A 20,612-nucleotide genomic window follows, 5' to 3' on the forward strand; every position below is an offset into this window, starting at 1 on the left:
GTCCCCCGCCTCAGTTGCCGTCGGCCGCAGGCAACGCGGCCGGTGCCGGGCTTTCGATCGCGGTCAGCGCCGCGGCGGTAAAGGTCGGCAGCTGCGCGTCGTCGCGCAACATGACCAGCGTCGTCGGCAGGCGCACCTCCCACTCGTCGACGATCACCTCTTCGGCCGCGGTGGCGTTGCGCGCCTTGATCTCCGCGATGATCGACACGTACCGGTCGCTGAACATGTCCGGGATCTCCTCGCCCATCCACACGTCGCCGGTCTCGTGGAAGTGGGCCAGCGCGGCCTCGAAACCGGGCCGCACCGGAATGACGACGCGCGCCGCGCCGGCCTTGAGGAACGCCTCGAACTGCGGGTCGATGTCCTGGATCAGCACCAGCTCGCCCCACTTGGTCTGCCTGCCCCAGAAGTACGGGTAGAACAGGTACATCAGGTGTTCCCATTCGAAGGCGCGCTCGAAGAACGCCACCACCGCGCCCCACTGCTTGATATAGCGCGGGTCCCCGGGGAACTGCTGCGGATCCTTGGGCGCCGGGTAACCCACCTGGTCGAAGTGCTCGCTCATCAGCAGGTGGATGAACGCCTTCTTCAGCTCCTCGCGCTCGGTCGTCGAATCGTGCGAGAACGCGGTGGCCAGGCTCATCTGGGTGCGCACCGCGGTCTGGTAGCGGCCGAGCTGATCCAGGAATTCGGTGCGCTGACGTTCATAGCCCGCGACGATCTTGGCGTGCGTATCCAGCTGCCACTTCGCCAGCGCCGCGTCGGTGCGGCGGCAGGTGATCCCGACGGTGTAGTTGAATTGCAGCGTTTTCGCGAAAGTCCGCATGGTGACCGGTATTTCGCCGGTCTCCCCGTTCAGCGTGAACGACAGGTTGAGCGCGGCGTTCTTGATGAACTTGATGAACGTCGTTTCCCCGATGAAGAATTCGAACTCCCGCTCCTCCGGGTCGTCGGGCTGGGCGAAGCTACGATTCGTGCGCTGCACGTAGCCGCCGATCGCCGCGTACCCGTCCGGTATCGCGATCTTGAAGGCGTTGAAGTACTGGCTGTAGAACGGGCTGCCGCTGGTGCTGCCATAGTTGCCCTCCATCGCCTTGCCCGCCTCGCCCTTCTCGACGGTGGCGAGCGTCTTGGCGAGTTCCTCGGGTGGCGGCGTCACCGCGCCGGTGACGCCGTACAGGGCGGCCCAGAACATGTAGTTCGACGCATCGAGTTGCCCAGGGGTGACGGTCGGCTTGACGGGCCGGACCAGGTTGAAGTTCTCCTCCTGCGCGCCCTTTTTCAGCGAGTCGATCAGGAAGGACGCGGGCTCGGGGACGACCACGTCATACAGCAGCCGCTTGCCGTAGTTGACGACGCGGGTCCGGTACTTCTTGTCGACCCACTGGTAGATGCCGCGAATTGCCCTGAGCCCGTTGCCGTTGTCGAGCTGGTGCACCGTCTCCTCGGTGTACACCTTCTTTTCCCGTTGCGTCCGTTCCTGTTTCACCGATTGGGTGAGCTTGTTGACGGCGCGGTCGGTGACGCTGCGGGCATAGTTGGTCTTGCTGTTCTCGACCAGCCTGCCGTAGTTGCTCGTCGAGGTCTGGTCCTGGGTGGCGGAGCTCTGCTCGCCCGCCTCCTTGGACGCCTCGCTGGCGAGTTCGTTGCGCTCGGTGGTCTGGGTGTCGCGCTCGCTGCTCTGCGCGGACTCGGTCGACTCGGTGACGATCAGCTCGGAGGTCTCCTCGCGCCTGGTCGTCTTCTTCAGCAGCTCGCCCGGCAGCACGTTCTCGATGTGCGAGACGTCGGCGGGCACGTAGCCGATGAGCTCCTGCCGGACCACCTGCAGGTCGCCGACGCCGACCGGGCGGGTGATCGCGTGGCTGAAATCGGGCACCGGCGGGTCGGTTTCGGCCGGCTCGGCGACCGTCGGCTGCACCGCGAACAGATTGGTGCCGAGGCGATAGATGTGCGCGGGTCGCGGCAGCCGACTCGGCTCGACATCCTGCGCCAACGCCAGCCGCCTGCGCTTGACCACGCCGAGGATGTCTTGCAGGGAGGCGGCCGTGATGTCCGGCAACTCGGACTGAAGGTATTCGCGGACAACAGGATCCATTGCCGCCAGCGTCTCCGGCGCGAGCCCCACCACGCTGGGCACGCCGGTCGCGTGCTCCTGCTCGTTTCGCTCCGGCGTGGCCGAGTGGACCGCGAGCTGGTCCGGGCGCGCGGACATCAGGAGCTGGTAGGCCTGCTGGAAGGCCGCCTCCTCGGTGGTCAGCGTGGCGAGGCGGACCGCGGCGGCATCCGGTTCGGGCTGGGCCGCCGCGAGCTGCGGATCGCCGCCGGGGCGTGCGAAGAACTCCTCGGGGATGCGCACCGGGCGATCCAGCAGGGTGTGGATGCGGTCGATCGTCAACGGATCGGTGCGCCCAGCCGCGAAATCGGCGACGAATGCGATCACCTGGCGCATCGAGGTGATCGCGGGTGCGTCGACCCGGTCGAATCGGGTGGTGATCTTCACGGCTACCAGTACGTCACCGGACACCGCCGATTCGTCCTTGAATTGTTGCGACGCAACGAGATCGGCGGCCTCTACCCCGAACACGTCCTTGATCGCCTTGTTCACCTTGGCGGGCAACGGTGTCGGCGGCGGTGTCGTCGCGAACGACGTCGCCGACAGCGCAAGCAATTTCGCGCGCAGGTCGGCATACTTCGTCAACCGCGCGAGCCCGCCGTCGGTCAGCGTGGCGGCAGGTGCGCCGGTCACCCCGTCGATGTACTTCTCCGCCTCCGCCCTGACCAGGGCGTAAGGCCCGGACATCAACTCGCGCAACCGTTTCTGGAACGCGGACTGCGACGTCAGATCGATCGAATTCCCACTGTCGGAAACAACGAACGCCTGCTGAATGAAACGAAACATCTCGATCATGAGATCTCCCTCGATTTCGGCTACCGAAACTCCCCCGAGCTCCGTCACTCGGCGAGGGGACCCAGCCCGCACCGCAGTGACCGGCCAATGGTGACCCGATCCGCATGCCGCCGGAAGACATCGGTCGGCTCAGCGGACCTTCGGGAATCGGCGGATCGACCTAGCGGGGCCGATATCGGGACGTCGGCAACGCACAACCGAGGAATGCCCGCCGCTCAGCCCGACACGGCGAGTTTCGGCCAACAGACCCCGAGCACCGCGTGTGCTCGGGGTTCCGCATTCAAGCGGGCTGATCGATTTCGCTGGGGAACTCTGGGCGGCCGTCGTTGGCGGGGAGGGTGGGATAGGCGGCGCGGAGGCGCTCGTGCGCCGCCGGGGTTGCGTCGAGGTGATCCAGGCCCAGTAGGGCGGCGCCGAGAACCGGTGGGGCGATGACTATTCGGGGCTCGGCGAGCGGAGCCGCGGTGGCCAGTCGGGTCTTCACGTTGTCGATCAGCAGGGGTTGGCGGGCCGCTAGGACGCCACCGCCGAGGATGACCGGAGTGGGTTGGTCGAGTAGGTCCAGCTTGCGCAGCACGACGAAGGCGAGGCGGGTGATCTCGTCGGCTTGCCGATCGATCAAACGCAGGGCGGTCGGGTCGCCTGCCTCCGCGGTGGTGAACAGAACTCGGACCAGTTCGTGTAATCGGTGCTCGGCCAACTGGCCCAGGTGGATCGCCTCGGCCACCGCGTTGGCCCCGGCCAGCCCGAAGTAGTCACCGATGGCAGCGGATAGCGCGGTCGGCTCGCCTCGTCCGTCCTCGGCGCGCGAGGCGTGCCACATGGCCTCGGCCGCCATACCGCCACCGCCACCCCAGTCACCGGTCAAGACACCGAGGGCGGGGAAACGAGCGGTGCGACCGTCCGGCAGCAGGCCGACACAGTTGATCCCGGCGCCGCAGACCACCGCGACACCGCGCGGGCCGTCGGTCCCCGCGCGGAGCAAACCGAAGGTGTCGTTGACGACTCCCACGGTCAAACCCCACGGCCGCGCCGCCATGGCGGCATGGATCCGCTGTTCCTCGATGGGCAGATCGACATTCGCCATACACGCGCTGACCCGGGTGGTGAGCACCCCGCCGCGGGTGAGCCCGGCCTGCCGGGCGACCGCCTCGACGAGCGGACTGAGCCCCTCGATCGCCTTGCGCGCACCGGTCTTGTGCGGCTGGTAACCGGCGCCTCGCGCGGCGCCGAGGATGGATCCGTCGCGCGCGACCAGGGCAACATCGGTCTTGCTGTTGCCCGCATCGATGGCCAGGACGCCCGGAACCTGTTCATTCTGTGGGAGTTTCATCAGACGCTTCCCCCGCCAACAGTTAACGGTGTTTGTCGACATGATCACGCCCAATCCAGGTAGGCGCGGTTATGGGCGAGCAGCCGGTCGGTCAGCCGCTCGGCCAGTTCGTGCTGACCGACCAGTGGGTGTGCCAGTAGTGCGTCGAGGACCGGCCCGCGGCCGCCGACGAGCGCGGCCCGCAATGCGAGCTGCTCGTAGGCGGTGGTGTGGGCGATCAGGCCCGCGTAGAGGGGTTCGATCGGTCGTTGTGGTAGGGGGCGCACCCCGTCGGCATCGACCTCCGCGGGCACTTCGATCACGGCGTCGTCGGGCAGGAACGGCAGGGTGCCGTCGTTGCGGGTGTTGACCACTTGAACGCTGGCGGCGGTGCCGAGCAGCGCGGCGAGCAGATGCACCGCGGCCTCGGAATAGAAAGCGCCGCCGCGTGTTCCGAGCAGGTCGGGCTTGGTGTCCAGGGCGGGGTCGGCGTACAGGTCGAGCAGCTGCCGCTCGATAACCGCGACCTCGGCTGCGCGTGAGCCCTTGGTAGCGAGCTCCTGAACCACCGTGTCGTGCTGATAGAAGTAGCGCAGGTAGTACGACGGGACGACGCCGAGCCGCAGGATCAGCGAAAGTGGTAGCCGCACATCGGCGGCGATCTCCTCACCGAAGTCGGCGAGGAGCTTGGGTAACGCCTCGTGCCCGGTGCCGGCACCCGGGTAGTCGAGCACGGTCACCCCACGCTCCCAGGTGAGGTGATTGAGGCCGACGTGGTCGAGCCGGATCAGTTCCGGGTCGACGCCCAAGTGCGCGGCGAACTTTCGCTGGAACCCGATGGCGACGTTGCACAGGCCGACCGCCTTGTGTCCGGCGGATTGCAGTGCGCGGGTGACGATGCCGACCGGGTTGGTGAAGTCGATGATCCAGGCGTCTGGGTTGGCTCGCCGCACCTGCTCGGCGATATCGAGCACCACCGGAACCGTGCGCAACGCCTTGGCCAGACCACCCGCCCCGGTCGTTTCCTGTCCGACACAACCACATTCGAGCGGCCAGGTCTCGTCCTCGTTCCGCGCGGCCTGCCCGCCGATCCGCAATTGGAGCAGCACCGCGTCGACGCCGTCGGCCCCCTCCGCGACCGAGGCGGCGGTGGTGACCCGCGCCCCGTGCCCCTGCTTCGCGAAGATCCGGCGAGCCAACCCCGCGATCAGCTCCAGCCGGTCCGCGGCCGGATCGATCAGTACCACTTCATCGATCGCCAAAGTTTCACGGAGACGGGCGAACCCGTCGATCAACTCCGGCGTATACGTGGATCCACCACCGACTATGGCTATTTTGAGTGCGCGCATCAGCCCTTGACCCCTGTCAGTGTCACGCCTTCGATGAAGGCTTTCTGTGCGAAGAAGAACAGGATGATCACCGGCGCCATCACCAGCAGGGTGGCGGCCATGGTGAGATTCCAGTTGGTGTGGTGGGCGCTCTTGAACGACTCCAACCCGTAGCTGAGCGTCCAGGCGCCCGGATTCTCGCTGGCATAGATCTGCGGCCCGAAATAGTCGTTCCAGCAATAGAAGAACTGGAACAGCGCGACCGCCGCGATGGCGGGCTTGGCCATCGGCAGCACGATCCGCAGCAGGATGCGCAGCTCGCCGCAGCCGTCGATGCGGGCCGCCTCGAGGTAGTCGTCGGGGATGGTCAGCAGGAACTGCCGGAGCAGGAAGATGGAGAAGGCGTCGCCGAAGGCCAGCGGAATGATCAACGGCCACAGCGAGCCAGTGAGATGAAACTGCTTGGCCCAGATGAGATACATCGGGATGACGGTCACCTGCGGCGGCAGCATCATCATCGACACCACGGCCATCAGCGCCAGATTGCGGCCGCGGAAGCGGAACTTGGCCAGCGCGTAGGCGACCGGGATGCTGGACAGCAGCGTCAGCGCGGTACCGGCCACCGCGTACACCAAGGTGTTACGCCACCAGGTGAGGAATCCTGGTGTATCCCACACCTTTACGTAGTTGCCCCAGTGCCACTCGGTGGGCCAGAGATCAGAGGTGAGCGCCTGCCGATCCGACATCACCGAGGTGAAGAACAGGAACACGAACGGCATCAGGAACAACAGCGCGGCCGCGATGGCGAGCGCGTGCACGGCAACCCAATTCAGTACGTTCTTCCGGCGCGCGCCCTTCGCCGCCACCGTTGGCACGGTGACCGGTACCGGACGCGTGGTAGTCATGGTCATCGCTCAGTCCTCCTGCAGGAAGCCGGATTTGCGCCGCAGCAGCAGCGCGGTGAACGCCATCGAGATGGCGAACAGGATCACGGCGACCACACACGCGGACCCGATATCGAAGCGCTGGAAGCCGAGGTTGTAGACCATCTGCGGCAGTGTCCAGGTGGAGCCGTGCGGATAGCCCGGCTCGAACGGCTCGCCGGAGCTACCCGCCTTGCCGCTGGCGACCTTTCCGGCGACGATCGCCTGGGTGTAGTACTGCATCGTCTGGATCACGCCGGTCACCACGGCGAACAGCACGATGGGCATGATGTTCGGCAGCGTGACGTACCGGAACCGCTGCCAGGAGCCCGCGCCGTCCAGCTCGGCCGCCTCGTACTGCTCCCTCGACACGTCCAGCAGGGCCGCCGTGAAGATCACCATCAGGTCTCCGATGCCCCACAGCGCCAGCATGGTCAGCGCGGGCTTCGACCAGTTCGGGTCGGTGAACCAACCCGGTTGCGGCAGACCGAGATTGCCGAGCAGGTGATTGACCGGACCGGTCCCCGGATTCAGCAGGAACGCGAACGCGATGGTGGCCGCGACCGGCGGCGCGAGGAACGGCAGATAGAACACCGTCCGGAAGAACCCGACGCCGGTCTTGATCTTGGTGACCAGCAGCCCGATGCCGAGCCCGAACACCACCCGCAGCGACACCATCACCAGCACCAACCACAGGGTGTTGCCCAGGCCCGGCCAGAAGAACGGGTACTTGTCGAGCACGTAGTCCCAGTTCTTCAGGCCGGAGAAGGTCGGTGTCGCGAACCCGTCGTACTTCATGAAGGAGAAGTAGAGGGTGGACAGCAGCGGGTAGGCGAAGAAGAACCCGAACCCGATCAGCCACGGCGCGAGGAACGCCAAGGTGCGCAGTGCTTCTCGGCGGCGCTTGCGTTTGAGTGCCGCGGGGACGGTGGTGCTCGACAGTGCCATCGCTACATCACTTCGCCTGGACGATCGCCTCGTCGATTTCCCTCGCGGTCGCGGCCAGGCCCGCCGCGAGGTCGGTCTTGCCCGCCTCGTAGTCGTAGCCGAAGTTGCGCAGCGAAAGCTGGTACGCGCCACCGTTGATGCTGGACGGTGTGGTGGCGGAGTTCGGGTTCTTCGCGATGTCGATGAAGGTCTTGAAGTTCGGATCGGCCGTCAGCTTCGGCGACGTCAAGGCCTCGTTGGTGCTCGGCACGTTGTGGATGGCGTTGGCGAAGCTGACCACCGCGTCCGTGTTCGTGCTCAGGTACTTCACCAATTCCCAAGCCGCGGTCTGCTTTTGGCTGGAACTGGCGACGCCGATGATGGTGCCGGTCTGGTAGCCGCGGCCGTAGGTGGCGGCCTGATCGTCCGGCACCGGGAAAGGTGCGGTGGCCCAGTCGAAGCTCACCGGGTCCTCGGCGAGCGAGGCGGTGCGCCACTCGCCGTCCAAGGACATGGCCACCTGGCCGGTGTGGAACGGATTCTTGGCGCTGAACTCCTCGCCGAAGGTGGTGCGGTACTTCTCCAGCTTGTCGTACCCGCCGAGCTTGGCGATCAGGTCCTTCTGCCACGCGAACATCGCGGCGACCTTGGGATCGGTGCCGATGTTCGACTTACCGTCCGCGCCGAAGTAGTCGGCGCCGTACTGGGCCAGATAGCGCGTGGCGGCGGTCTCGTAGCCGTGGTAGTTCGGCATGAAGCCGAGCTGCTTGAAGCCGTCCCCCTCGGCGATGGTCAGCTTGAGCGCCGCGGCCTCGAACTCGCTGAATGTCTTTGGTGGAGAAGTAATTCCGGCTGCCGCGAATGCGGTCTTGTTGTAATACAAGCCGTACGAGTCGCCGAGCAGCGGCAGCGAACACTGGTTTCCCTCGAACTGGCTGTATTCGAGCATCCCGGCCGGGAACGTCTTGGCGGGGTCGATGCCGTCCTTCTTCAGGAAGGGCGTGAGGTCGGCCCAGACCTTCGAGGCGCAGAACTTGCCGACGTTGTCGGTGGTGAAGGAGGACACCACATCCGGGGCGTCGCGGCCACCGCCGCGCAAGGCCTGTTCGAGCTTGTCGTCGGCGATATTGGCGACCGGCTTCACGTGGATGTTCGGGTGCAGCTGCTCGAACGCGGCGATGTTGTCGTCGATCGCCTTGACCTCGCTGTCCTGACTCCAGCCATGCCAGAAGGTGATGGTGACGTCTTTGCCTTCGGCGGATCCGTCGTCGCCACCGCTGGAGCTCTGCCCGGTGCAGGCGGTGACGACGAGCGCGGCGGTCGCGCATGCGGTGAGGGCGGCGAGAGTGCGGCGGGTGGTTCTGCGCATGTGCGGGTCCTCCTGGGTACTGCTGGGTGTGCGGTGGATCAATGGGTCGAGAACACGGTGTCCCTCGTGGTGGCCAAGGCGCGTTCCAGCGCTCCGTGCAGTACCGGCGAGCCCGGGAGGGTGCTCGAGCGCACCTCGGGTCGCGAGAAGGTGAGCTCCGTCAGCGCTTCCTCGACGAGTGCGCGCAGCCGCTCGCCACCGGCAGTCGGCACGTCACCGGCGAGGATCAGCAGCTCCGGGTCGACCACCGAGACGATCGAGGCCAGCCCGAGGGCCAGACGACCCGCGAACTCGGTCAGGAAGGCGTCGCCCGCGCCCGGCGTCTCCAGCGCGGCGGCCACTACCCGGGCCGCGGTCGGCGCGGACAGTCCGTGCTGCTTCGCCAGCGCCACAACCGCTGGCGCACCGGCCAATTGCTGGAAACCACCGGAGTTCTTGCGACGCACGTCGTGCACGATCGGCGCACCGGGCAGCGGCATGTAGCCGACTTCGCCTGCGCCGCTGTGGAACCCGCGATGCAACCGGCCCGCGATGACAATGGCCGCGCCGACACCGACGCCGGTCCAGAGCAGCACGAAGTCCTCGCAGCCCTGCGCCGCGCCGTGCGCCTGCTCGGCGATGGCGGCGAGGTTGACGTCGTTCTCGATCGACACCGAGCAGCCGATGGCCGACTCCAGTTCGTCGATCAGCCGCGGCGAGTGCCAGCCGGGCAGGTGCGTGGCGTACCGCAGCTTGCCGGTAGCTGGGTCGAGCGCGCCGCCGATGCCGATGACCACCTCGCAGCAGACACCGTTGGCGAGTCCGGCCAGTTCGACCGCCTCGCCGACCGCGTCGCCCACCCTGGCGGTGGTCTCGGCGGCGGGCCAGCCCTTGGTGGAGACCTCGTGCTCGGCCATGACGCGGCCGGTGATGTCGGCGACCGCGATCCGAATCCGGCCTGCGGTGACATCGAGTCCGGCCACATATCCGGCGGCCGGATTGACTTGGTACAGCTGCGCATTCGGACCGGGGCCGCCCGCCATCGTGCCGACCGGAACGACCAGCCCGGCCGTCTCCAAGCGGGACAGCAGCTGGGAGGCCGTCGGCTTGGAAAGACCGGTGAGCGTGCCGATCTGGGTTCGGGACAGCGGACCGTTGGCGAGCAGCAGTTCCAGCGCGGCACGATCGTTGATGGCGCGCAGCAGGCTCGGTGTGCCCGCGAGGGTCTGTCGCGTGGTCAACGGGGACACCCCTCTCCCCACCCCGCGTCGGGTGAACTATTAGGAAAGTTTCCAATTACTTTGAGGAGGGACTGTATGTCCGGTTTGACGGCCTGTCAATCGCTGTCCGCATAGCGGATACCCAAACGTCATGCGGCACAAAGGCGCGGTTGATCTCAACTAATGTTGATGATCCGGCGTCGCTGCGGACCGAGCGGAATCACCTTTGCTGCCATGCGGATTCGCGAAGTAGCCATCAGCACAACGGATCTCGACGTGGCGGCCGACTACTGCCGGACCACGCTACCGACTCCGGTCGCGGTCGAGCCCGATCTTGTGACGTGGAAATCGGCCTCAGCAAGTCGGTCTCGACCCGTGGCACACCCTTCGCGGGCGGGCATCATCTGGCGCTCGATATTTCCCCAGACGATTTCGATCTTGCTGCCGACGAGGATGATCAGCTGGACGCGCGCCGCCGCTTGTCGTATACCGCACGAAGATTCGCGCTGAACTTCTTGGCAGTGTCCTGCGCTTGCTGCCCGCGTTCGGAATTGAGCAGCTGCCTGGCCGCCTCGCCGGTGTGCCGACCCGCGTCCTGCCCCAGCCGACGCAGCTGTGCCGCCTGGGCCGATTCGCGCAATTGCCGGAGTCGTTCGTCCTCAGCGAGGTGTTGCGCCTGTTGTTTCATGGCGTTGCTGACGGCTTGCATTCGTTCGAGGCCGACCTGGGTGCCGCGTTCGAGGATCGCCGCATCCCGTGCGGCCTGCCATGACTTCTGGTACAGCCCCGCGCGGACAACCGTTGTCCCCGCGATGCGATCGATCATTGTTCGACCACCCGCCAAGGGGACGGCGTTGAGCACCAGCGCCACAACGGCGACCACCCAAAGAACCAGGGACAGCACGAATTTGCCCGCAAGTAGCGCGATACAGGCGCCAGCGTAGAAGCCGACATCGACCAAGGTGCTGGCGAAGGCTCTACGGGCGGACTGCCACTTGCCCAGGGCGCCTTGCGAATCCGCGAGTGAATGAACTCGGATGTCCAGCAAGAACTTTCCGAGCGTGCGGCCCTTCCAGGCCAGCGCCGCGAACTGGTAGGCGAACACCAGCAGCACCAGCGCGACGAACGCCTCGCCGATCAGCAGCAGGATTTCACCGAAGACGTCCCACCCGAACGTTTTCCCCGCGCCGCCCCAGTCCCCGTTCGCGCGGAACAGGTCCCAGCCGCCCGATTCCGCGAGCCCGGGCCAGCCGGACAGATAGTCGGCGATTCGATAGTGCGTGATCGAGCCGAGCAATACCGCGGCAGCCACGATCAGCGCGAAGTCGATCGCCCATGCGGCGATTCGGCTACCGGCCGGCGCCATATCGGGTGGCGGGATGTGCTCGGCCATCGTGTGCACCTCTTCGCAGTACCGGACGAGCCTCGGCTATCCGGCGGTCTGTTCTTGCCTCTCACAGATTCCTCGCCGCGACGAGGTCACACCATCGGCTGAACAGCCGACACGGGACTTGCGGCTCGAATCGTGGCGACTAACCCGATCCAGAGTCCGCAGTGCGGGTGCGATAGTAGCAAAGTACCGACGTGATGCCGAAGATACAGGCGGAGAAGAAGTTTCGGAGCGTTTGCGCTAAGCGGAGACGCGCGGGGAGGTCGCGGGCCGGACGTCGACGGCAACCGGCCGGCGACGAGGTGCGGGCCGTCGCTGCGCCAAATGCGCCGCTACCACCACACCGTGCGTCGCGATCACAACGGCTGACGCAGTACCGATTCCCACCAGTAGCAAACCCACGACAGATACCGATCCTTCCAATACACGGTTCCGAGGGCGCCCTGTGCGCCGTCGGGCAGTATGCCCCGCCGTCAGCAACCCAAACGGCCTGTGATCTAGAACACACATCGGTGGTGATCATTAGGCTGACATCGTGATCACCTGTGTTGCGGAGTACGTGATCGATCCGGCGAAGATCGACGCGTTCGAGCGATTCGGCCGCCGCTGGATGGAACTGGTAGATCGCCACGGCGGCACCCACCACGGCTATTTCCTGCCCTCGGAAGGGGCAAGCGACAAGGCCATGGCACTGTTCAGCTTCGCCAGCCTCAGCGCCTACGAACAGTACCGAGCGCTGTTCGGCGTCGATCCCGACTTCATCGCGGCCGACCGCATCAGGGACGAGAGCGGCTGCGTGCTGCGATACGAGCGCACCTTCATGCGCCCGCTACTGCCGGACCACGCCGAACGAGAGTAGTTCAGGCAGGCGCGTTATCGCGGACGTGCACGGGCACGTCGTCGGCCCACGGCTGGCGGGTCACCATATCCGCCACATATACGACACCGCGCTCGAATTCGCCCGTGGCGGCGTCGACCAGGCGATAGGCCTGGATGCCCTTGTGGATCGGCTGGGCGTCGAGCAGTACGACGCGGACTTCGCCGGGCTCGAAGTGGCAGCGCTCCTGCATCGCGGCGATGAGCTGTTCGTTGTGCAGGTGGCCGTCGCCGAAGTTCCAGCCGACGGCTGTGCTGCAGATGCGTTCGCCGTCGGTGAGGGTGTATTCGTCCTCGTGGCCGGGCGGCATGGCTCGATGGACCAGGGTGAACAGTGCGCGGCCGTGGGTGTTCATGGCGCGGAAGGCGTAGCCCATGTACATCGGGATCTGCGCGCGGTCCTTGCCGTAGAACCGCTCGAGTTGGGCCTGCGGCATGCTGGCGATCGCGACGATCCCGCGGCCGATCTTCTCCGCCGCCGACGGTTTGACGCACCACATGGTGGTGTCCCAGTTGCCCGCGTAGTAGCGCATGCCGGGCAGGAACGAGATCTTGCGCGGGAACAGGTTTCCGGCGAGCACGATGCCCGCGATCACGACGAACAGCACCGCCACCGGTACGGGGTTGTGCAGGTCACCGAGCCCGAGGTCGGCGTGCGCGACGAACAAGACCAGCACGCCGAAGATCATGAAGACGTTCCACTCCAGCGGCACGCCCATCGGCACGGCGGTCAGGATGCCCAGGTGGAAGCCGACCATCACGACCGCGGCGATCGTCGTTACGAGGCCGCCGTGTGAGAAGAACAGCACCAGTGGGACCAACAGCTCGACGGCGGTAGCGCCGTGGGCGAAGAGGCGGGACAGGCGGCCCGGCCGCAGGTCGTCGGGGAAATTCTCGAAGAACTTGCGCTTCAGCGACTTTCGCCGGAAGACCGGACTGTTGGACATCATGGTGGAGATCACGAACGGGAAGTGCTTGTTCAGCTTCGAGATCGCCGCGCCCATCCAGATCACCACGAAAACCACCTTGGCGGCGACGATCACGTCGACGCCGGTGCACAGGAAGGTGACCGTCAGCGTGGCGTAGACCTCGCCGCGCGCCGCCAGGAAGATCACCTTGTCGCGTAATCCGATCACTGCGAGCAGGGCGAGGACCGCGACGATCTGCCACACCGGAAGCAGCCCTACCGTCGTATCCAACTCCGGTACCGGACCGGTCCCGTTGGACAGCAACGCGATCACTGTCATCACCAACAATGCTGCATACAGCACGACGTCCACCACCGACCGAGTTGTGCCCTCGGTCAAGGGAATACGCCACGGCGGCAGCCGAATGGTCTTGGGCCGCAACCAATACAGGATCGAGCCGAACGGCGGGAAGAACCTGTTGTTCAGCGGCCCGAACCCACACCCGAGCCCGACCACCTCGAACAGCAACGTGTACAGCACGACCTTCTGGAAGACGATCGGCTCCGACCACCAGTCGCCGACATTCGTGAATCCGTCGATGCCCTTGGTGCACAACACGATCAGCCAGCCGCCGAGCACATAGAGGCCGACCTTGCCGACATAGAACAGATGCAACGCGACCGGCGTCCCGAAACCCACCTCGGCCCAGTGCCGGGCCATCGGCCGTATTCGTTCGCTGCGAGTACCTTTGCTCCACTCCGCCAGATCGACCACGGGCAGTTCGGGCTCGAGAAACCCCATAGAGCACTCTCCGATTCGACGACACCGAGGTGCCCAGCCGAATCAGGGACCTTCCGGTCCTTCGATACGTTGACAGGAACTGCAACGTGTGTCAATTCTGTAGTCTCGAAACGATCGCGCCGAGGCGGTCGCCGTGGCCCATCGGGCCGGTGGGCGACGGTGCGCGCCGAGGAATCACCGGACGCGAACGAGGGTCGTCGGGATAATCGGTGGGGTGCCCGCTGCGGCACACCGGTCGAGAGGAGACCTTCGTGTCCGAATCGCACAAGCCCCGATCGTTTGCCGTAGGCACGATGGCCGGTGTCAATCCGCCGCTGGGCGCCGCGCGCTTCCTGGTCCGGATGGCTCGGCTCGGCCGGTTGGATTCGATTCTGGCGCCGGATCATTTGATCAGCGTGTTTCCGCAGGCCATCTGGGATACCGATTTCACCCCGCAGGCGAAGGCGCTGCGCAGCCCGGACGCGCAGTTCGATTACGCCCCGCTGCTCGCGCACCTGGCCGCCGGGGCCGGGCGGGTGCAGTTGGGGGTCGGGGTGACCGATCCGCACCGCAGGCATCCGGTGATGCTCGCGCAGACGTTTCTCACGCTGGCGCATATGACGAAGGTGCCGCCGATCCTCGGCCTCGGGTCCGGCGAGACCGAGAACCTCGATCCGTACGGGTTCACCTGGAATCGGCCGGTCGATCGCCTGGAGGAGGCGCTGCAGGTGATTCGCGCGGCACTGACCGAGGCGGAATCCATCGACTTCGCCGGAAAGTACTACCGAATCGACAAGGCGCCCATGGATTTGACCGCCCCGGCCGACCGGATGCCGCAGATCTGGCTCGGCGCGCACGGGCCCCGAATGCTCGAACTGACCGGGCGCTACGCCGACGGCTGGTATCCGTGGGAGACGCTCTCGCCGGACGAGTACGAGCGCCGACTGAAGCTGGTGCACACCTCCGCCCGCACCGCCGGTCGCGACCCGGACGCGATCGTCCCCGCGCAGATGATCCAAATGCTCACCGCGCGAACCCAAGCCGGGATCAGGCGACTGCTGCGCGCCCCGTCGGTGCGCTATCTCGGCTTGCTCGCACCCGACACGGTCTGGGCGCGCTACGGTGTGAAACACCCTCTCGGCGAAGGCTTCCGCGGCCTGATCGATCTGCTGCCGCACCAGCTGACCAAAGCCGAGGTGCAGGCGGCCATCGCGGAGGTCCCCGACGAGGTGCTACACGACTGGCTCATGATCGGCACTCCCCCGGAGATTCTGGCCCGCGTCCGGACACTAGCCGACGCGGGACTGCGGCACGCCATCATCTTCCCCACCGCCGCCCTGGTATCCAACGCCGACATGGCATTCGGCTACGGCGTCCTGCTCTGGTTAGCGCGGCAGCTGCGGCGACAGCCGGTTTAGGGGGATCGATGCGCATCCTTGTTTCCGGGGCCAGCATCGCCGGCCCCGTGCTCGCCTACTGGCTCAACCGGTACGGGTTCGACGTCACGGTCGTCGAACGCACTGCGGCACCACGCAAGACCGGCGGCGGGCATGCGGTGGATCTGTTCCGGCCCGCGATGCAGATCGTGGAGCGGATGGGCGTGGTCGACGAAATTCGGGCCAAAGCCACCGGGACCGATGCCCTCGTGATTCGCCGCCCCTCCGGCAAGACCGTGACACTGGATCTACGCAAGCTTTTCACTGCCGTATCCGACAGTCACGTCGAGATCATGCGTGACGACCTGAGCGAGATCCTCTACAACACAACATCTTCCGATGTCACCTACCTCTTCGACGACTCGATCGCCACCATCGGTGACGACGGCGAGGTCACCTTCGAACACAGCCCGCCACAGCGCTTCGACGTGATCGTCGGGGCCGACGGGCTGCACTCGAACGTCCGCAGATTGGTCTTCGGCCCGGAATCCGGGTTCACCACGTGGCTCGGCGCGTATCTGGCGATATTTTCCGTGCCCAATTACCTGGAGTTGAACGGCGTCATGGAGATGACCGTCGACGTCGGCCGGGTCGCGGGCATCTACAGCGCGGCCCATATGGACGACGCGCGGGCAGGGTTCTTCCTTCGCACACCGCAACCGCTGGAGTACCACTCTCGCGACACCGAGCAGCAGAAAGAGTTGCTGCGCAGCCACTTCCACGATATGGCGTGGGAGGTTCCACGGCTACTGGCCGAGCTGGACCACACCCCGTCTTTCTACTTCGATTCCATCACCCAACTTCAATTGGATACCTGGTCCCGCGGCCGGGTCACCTTGGTCGGCGACGCCGCGTATTGCCCCGGCCCCGCCGTCGGCGGCAGCACCAGCATGGCCGTAGTGGGCTCCTACATCCTCGCGAGCGAACTCGCCGCACACGCCGGCGACTATTCCGCCGCTTTCGCCGCATACGAACACGAGATCGGCGATTACGTCCACCGCAGCCGCAGCTTCGCCCGCACCGCCGCGAAAACCCTCGTCCCCGCCCGCCGCTTCGACGTATGGGCAATGGTCAACGCCATCCGCCTGATCAACGCACTACCCGCCCCCGTGAGCCGCGCCGCCGCCAAGCTCAACACCAAAGGCGTCCGCCTACACGACTCGATCCCGGTGAAGGACTACGCGGCATTCGACAGGATGCGCGAGTAGCGCTGTTGGTCAAGCGCTCCGAGGTCGGCTGCTGGAGGAAGTACGGGGACACGGGTGGGGTGGGTCGGTAATGATGTTGTCTTATGGTGGATTACGCGATGACATTCGACCGGGTTCGGGGATCCCTGGTGGGCGGGGCGATTGGGGACGCGCTGGGGTGGCCCATCGAGTTCTTGAAGTTGGATCAGATTCGTGGGAGGTATGGCGAGGAGGGGGTGACGGGGTATTTGCCGCAGCACAATGCTGGGGCACCGCAGGAGATCACCGACGACACGCAGATGACGTTGTTCACGGCCGAGGGGTTGTTGCGGTCGGCGGCGGCCGATCCGGTGCCCGCATTGCGGCGGGCTTATCTGCGGTGGTTGCAGACTCAGCAGGGCGGTCGGCCCGCCGCACACAGTGATGGCTGGTTGGCGAGTTTGCCGTTTCTGTATGCGTCTCGGGCCCCGGGGAATGCGTGCATGTCCGGGCTCAGTCGGCAGTCGCGGGGATATATCGCGCCGGAGCCGCTCGGGGAGAACGGGCCGGTGAATCCGCACTCGAAAGGGTGCGGGACGGTGATGCGGTCCGCGCCGTTCGGACTGGCCGGGATGGGGCCCGATCAGGCCTTCGGCACGGCGGCGCGGGCCGCGCAGTTGACGCACGGGCATCCGACGGGATACCTCGCGGCGGGCGCGTTCGCGGCGATTCTCGATCGGGTGGTGAGCGGGCTCGAGTTGCCGATCGCGGTGCAGCAAACGATCGCTCAGCTCGAGGGCATCCCCTCGACCGAGGAGACGGTGGCCGCGTTGAACAGGGCGGTCACGTTGGCCGAGGAACCGCCGACCGCCGACCAGGTCGAGCACGTCGGCGCGGGCTGGATCGCTGAGGAATGCCTGGCCATCGCGGTGTATTGCGCGCTGCAGGCAGCCAAGACCGGCGACGTACGCGCGGCACTGTTGCTGTCGGTGAACCACTCCGGTGACTCCGATTCGACCGGCGCGGTGGCGGGCAACCTGATCGGCGCGGTGCACGGCATCTCCGCGCTGCCGATGGATTGGGCAGCGACGGTCGAGGGACGCGACGTGCTGGTCCAGGTCGCCGACGACCTCGTCATGAACTTCGGCCTCGGCGACCGATCCGGGCTCGACGCTCGATACCCCCTGGACGCGGGTCTGTGACGGGGTAACGGACCGGTCGGCCCGATCGATGAATATCAAGATCGTTGGGGCGGAATCGACTTGGGAGACGACATGAGGGCAATTGTTTTGGCGATCGCGGCTGTTGCCGCGATAGGTGCACTAGCGGGGTGTTCGAACGACGGGAAGAACTCTGTCGCGAGCGCCCCGTCCGGTCCGGGCGTTCCGGTTTCCGCTGGCGCGGCGACGGAAGCGTCACCGCCGCAGCGTAATTCGGCTGCGGCACCGGAGACGGCGGGCAGCGCAGCCACCACCAAGCTCCCGTCTCGGGACGACGCGACCGTCGATGCGCGCGACTATCAAAGCGACGGCAAGTACTACTTCCAGTCGCCGAGCGGGAACATCCTGTGCGGGTTCATCGAGTCCGACGGCATCGGCACGGGTTGCCAATTGGCACACGCGTCGGTGGTCCCCGCGGAGCTGCCCGATTGCGGCACCCGCGCGAACCGCGAGGTGGCAGCGCAGGTAATCGGTGGCAAAGGGCAGTTCAGGTGCCTGAGCCAGGGCATTTTCGTCGGACCACCGCTCGACGGAGGCAACCGGGGCGGGGGCAAGGTGCTCGGATACGGCCAGACGATCATTGTCCGCGGCATCGCGTGCACCTCGATGGCCGCAGGCGTCAGGTGCGATCAGGGTGGTCACGGCTTCTTCATCGCCGCCGACGCGCAGTCACTGTTCTGACACGTCGTTGAGATTGCCCGGCCGCACGAAGGGCCGGGCAATCCCAAAAGTATTCAGCAGCCTAGTTTTTCGGCGAGTTCGGTAAAGCTGGTGACGGTCAGATCGCTCTGAGTATCTTCAGCGCGGTCGGCCTTGCCGTCCGGGCCCTTCTCCAGTGGACGCTCGAGGAAGGCAGTGCGCATGCCAACAGCATTTGCACCGTATATATCCCAGGTGTGCGCCGCGACCATGAGCACCTGGGCAGGCTCGACGTCGAGCAGCCCGGCCGCAGTGCGATACACCTGAGGCTCGGGCTTGTAGGCCTGCGCCAGTTCGGCGGACAGGATGCAGTCGAAGGGCAGGCCCGCCGCCTTGACCAGCCGGGTGAGCAGCGCGAAACCACCGTTGGACAGCGCGGCCAAGGTGTATCGATCACTCAGGCGGGCAAGACCTTCCACGGAATCAGGCCAGGCGGGCAGCAGATGCCAGGCACGAACCAGGCGCTTGCGGGCTGTCTCGTCGAGCTCTGCGCCGTGGCGGTCCAGCAGTTGATCGAGCGATTCCCGATGCAGTGTGTCGAGGTAGACCCACGCTCGCTCGCCGTTCGTAACCCGTTGCATGGCAGGCACATACATGTCGCGCCACTCGTTGGTGAAGACCGCCGCATCGAGATCGACACCGGCCGTGCGGAATACGTCGGCGGCCTGCTCTGAGACCCCGGTGAACCAGTCAACAGTGGTGCCGAAGATATCGCAGGCCACCACCTGGATGGCTGTCGGATCGAACTCTGACATCTGCTCTCCCTTCCGATTTCAACATCGCACAGATCGAAACGAGGCGCGGCGTTTCCTACCAGTCGACGATCCCGAGCTCGTGCAGCTTGCGGAACACCAGCATCGAGCCTGGCGCGACGTGGTCCATCGCGGCGTACTCGCGCACCGTGAAGTAACGCAGTTCGGCGATCTCACTGGTCGGCTTGGGTTCGCCGTCCAGTTCGGCGGTGAAGCACGTCATGTGCAGCCGGGTGCCAGCGGCGTGGCCGACGGCCTCCGCCTCGAAAACACCGAGCTCGTCGAAGGACACGACGCCGACGCCGAGTTCCTCGCGCACCTCGCGATGTAGTGCGCCCTCGGGCGTCTCGCCGGGATCGATCTTCCCGCCCGCCATGTAGAAGATGTCCTTGCCGATCGATCGCGTCTGCAGCAGACGACGATCCCTGATGTGGGCCAACGCGGCTGTGCGAATCACCCGACCACCCTACTTTTCCGGCTCGGGTGGCGGGCAAGCGAATATCCGTCACAGTGTCGGCGCCGGGTACTGGACACGTACTCGACCCGGTCAGCGCCACCAAACCGGTCCGGCAACCACTATCGTGACGGAGCGAAACTGTTCAATTGGCGAGAGGCACGGGGGATTACACGGTGAACACCACTCGAGGTGGCTGGTCGACCCTCCCATCGGAGTCGGAGCGCGCCCAGCACAACCGCAAGGTTCTGGTCGGCCTGGTGGCGGGCGGCGTGCTCTTCGCGCTCGTCGCGGCGGTCTGCGTCGGCGTGGTGGCGCGCGACCTCACCAAGGACTTCATCGGCACGCCGCGACCGGTCCAGGACGCCGGCCAGGTTCCGGTGGCCAACCAGCTGCCCGCCGCGCCCGCGGGCGTCACCGACAACGGTGCGGTCCGGATCGGCGATCCCGGTGCGAAGGTCACCGTCCGGGTGGTCGCCGACCTGCAGTGTCCCGCGTGCCAGATGTTCGAGAAGGCCAACGCCAAGGTGCTCGAGGAGGCCGTGACCAGCGGTTCGGCCGTCGTCGAATACAACGTGATCTCGTTCCTGGACCGGGCGTCGACCAGCCAGTACTCCTCGCGCGCGGGCAACGCCTCGTACTGCGTCGCCGAGGCGGACCCGTCGAAGTACCAGGCCTGGTTCGCCACGATGTTCGAGCAGCAGCCCGCCGAAGGCGGTGACGGCCTGCCCGACGACCGGTTGATCGAGCTCGCCCGCGATGCCGGATACACCGATTCCGCAGTGGCCCAGTGCATTACCGACCGCAAGTACGACCCGTACCTGCGGGCCAAGACCAAGGAACTCCTCGCGAGCGGCATCAAGTCCACCCCGTCGGTGTTCATCAACGGCCAGCAGGTGACCGAGGCCCAGCCGCTCTTCGCCCCGGACGGACTCGGCTCGCTGATCACCGCCGCCCGCTAA

General features: G+C 66.0%; 17 protein-coding genes. 6 read left to right on the forward strand and 11 right to left on the reverse strand.

Features of this window, described 5'->3' with window-relative positions; translation table 11 throughout:
• Positions 1-10 precede the first annotated feature (10 nt).
• The 8 genes from ACIBK2_RS00540 to ACIBK2_RS00575 form a co-directional block, all read right to left on the reverse strand.
• Positions 11-2,911 carry a hypothetical protein gene (locus ACIBK2_RS00540; protein WP_396962062.1) on the reverse strand — a complete coding sequence of 967 codons (2,901 nt, stop codon included), beginning with the start codon at positions 2,909-2,911 and terminating at the stop codon, positions 11-13.
• Positions 2,912-3,191: 280 nt separating this feature from the next.
• Complete coding sequence (locus ACIBK2_RS00545) at positions 3,192-4,244, reverse strand: N-acetylglucosamine kinase (RefSeq protein WP_396962064.1); 1,053 nt, start codon at positions 4,242-4,244, stop codon at positions 3,192-3,194.
• Between the two features lie 44 nt (positions 4,245-4,288).
• Entirely contained in the window at positions 4,289-5,572 is a 1,284-nt protein-coding gene (locus tag ACIBK2_RS00550) for a 6-phospho-beta-glucosidase (protein ID WP_396962066.1), read from the reverse strand.
• Positions 5,572-6,462, reverse strand: coding sequence for a carbohydrate ABC transporter permease (locus ACIBK2_RS00555; RefSeq protein WP_396962068.1), 891 nt, complete (start codon positions 6,460-6,462; stop codon positions 5,572-5,574). Before ACIBK2_RS00555 ends, ACIBK2_RS00550 begins: the two co-directional genes overlap by 1 nt.
• A gap of 3 nt (positions 6,463-6,465) precedes the next feature.
• Positions 6,466-7,422, reverse strand: coding sequence for a carbohydrate ABC transporter permease (locus tag ACIBK2_RS00560; RefSeq protein WP_396962070.1), 957 nt, complete (start codon positions 7,420-7,422; stop codon positions 6,466-6,468).
• Between the two features lie 7 nt (positions 7,423-7,429).
• Positions 7,430-8,770: an ABC transporter substrate-binding protein gene (locus ACIBK2_RS00565; protein ID WP_396962072.1), complete on the reverse strand. Its 1,341-nt coding sequence runs from the start codon at positions 8,768-8,770 to the stop codon at positions 7,430-7,432.
• 38 nt (positions 8,771-8,808) lie between these two features.
• Positions 8,809-9,990 carry an ROK family transcriptional regulator gene (locus ACIBK2_RS00570; protein ID WP_396962074.1) on the reverse strand — a complete coding sequence of 394 codons (1,182 nt, stop codon included), beginning with the start codon at positions 9,988-9,990 and terminating at the stop codon, positions 8,809-8,811.
• Positions 9,991-10,426: 436 nt separating this feature from the next.
• Positions 10,427-11,362, reverse strand: coding sequence for an RDD family protein (locus ACIBK2_RS00575; RefSeq protein WP_396962076.1), 936 nt, complete (start codon positions 11,360-11,362; stop codon positions 10,427-10,429).
• Positions 11,363-11,894: 532 nt separating this feature from the next.
• Between ACIBK2_RS00575 and ACIBK2_RS00580 the strand changes: the two genes are divergently transcribed.
• On the forward strand, positions 11,895-12,218 hold the full coding sequence (locus ACIBK2_RS00580) for an NIPSNAP family protein (RefSeq protein WP_396962078.1): 324 nt from the start codon (positions 11,895-11,897) through the stop codon (positions 12,216-12,218).
• A gap of 1 nt (position 12,219) precedes the next feature.
• On the opposite strand, the gene ACIBK2_RS00585 is transcribed toward ACIBK2_RS00580, so the two are convergent.
• Entirely contained in the window at positions 12,220-13,944 is a 1,725-nt protein-coding gene (locus tag ACIBK2_RS00585) for a DUF3556 domain-containing protein (protein ID WP_396962080.1), read from the reverse strand.
• Between the two features lie 251 nt (positions 13,945-14,195).
• Here ACIBK2_RS00585 and ACIBK2_RS00590 point away from each other — a divergent pair, with 251 nt between their 5' ends.
• From ACIBK2_RS00590 to ACIBK2_RS00605, 4 genes are all read left to right on the forward strand, one after another.
• Positions 14,196-15,341 (forward strand): LLM class flavin-dependent oxidoreductase, encoded by a 1,146-nt coding sequence (locus ACIBK2_RS00590; RefSeq protein ID WP_396962082.1) that lies wholly within the window; start codon positions 14,196-14,198, stop codon positions 15,339-15,341.
• An 8-nt stretch (positions 15,342-15,349) separates the two neighbouring features.
• The gene (locus ACIBK2_RS00595) at positions 15,350-16,567 is read left to right on the forward strand and encodes an FAD-dependent monooxygenase (RefSeq protein WP_396962084.1); all 1,218 of its coding nucleotides are present in this window, start codon (positions 15,350-15,352) and stop codon (positions 16,565-16,567) included.
• Between the two features lie 98 nt (positions 16,568-16,665).
• Positions 16,666-17,727 (forward strand): ADP-ribosylglycohydrolase family protein, encoded by a 1,062-nt coding sequence (locus tag ACIBK2_RS00600; protein WP_396962086.1) that lies wholly within the window; start codon positions 16,666-16,668, stop codon positions 17,725-17,727.
• A 72-nt stretch (positions 17,728-17,799) separates the two neighbouring features.
• A complete protein-coding gene (locus ACIBK2_RS00605; RefSeq protein ID WP_396962088.1) occupies positions 17,800-18,426 on the forward strand; it encodes a hypothetical protein in 627 nt (208 codons plus the stop codon).
• A gap of 53 nt (positions 18,427-18,479) precedes the next feature.
• On the opposite strand, the gene ACIBK2_RS00610 is transcribed toward ACIBK2_RS00605, so the two are convergent.
• Together ACIBK2_RS00610 and ACIBK2_RS00615 are read right to left on the reverse strand one after the other, a co-directional pair.
• Complete coding sequence (locus ACIBK2_RS00610; RefSeq protein ID WP_396962090.1) at positions 18,480-19,199, reverse strand: haloacid dehalogenase type II; 720 nt, start codon at positions 19,197-19,199, stop codon at positions 18,480-18,482.
• A gap of 55 nt (positions 19,200-19,254) precedes the next feature.
• Positions 19,255-19,653: an NUDIX domain-containing protein gene (locus ACIBK2_RS00615; protein WP_396962092.1), complete on the reverse strand. Its 399-nt coding sequence runs from the start codon at positions 19,651-19,653 to the stop codon at positions 19,255-19,257.
• Between the two features lie 173 nt (positions 19,654-19,826).
• Here ACIBK2_RS00615 and ACIBK2_RS00620 point away from each other — a divergent pair, with 173 nt between their 5' ends.
• Positions 19,827-20,612, forward strand: a complete 786-nt coding sequence (locus ACIBK2_RS00620) for a DsbA family protein (RefSeq protein WP_396962094.1) — start codon at positions 19,827-19,829, stop codon at positions 20,610-20,612.

Source organism: Nocardia sp. NPDC050175, from assembly GCF_044459885.1.
In the GTDB taxonomy this organism is placed as follows: Bacteria; Actinomycetota; Actinomycetes; order Mycobacteriales; family Mycobacteriaceae; genus Nocardia.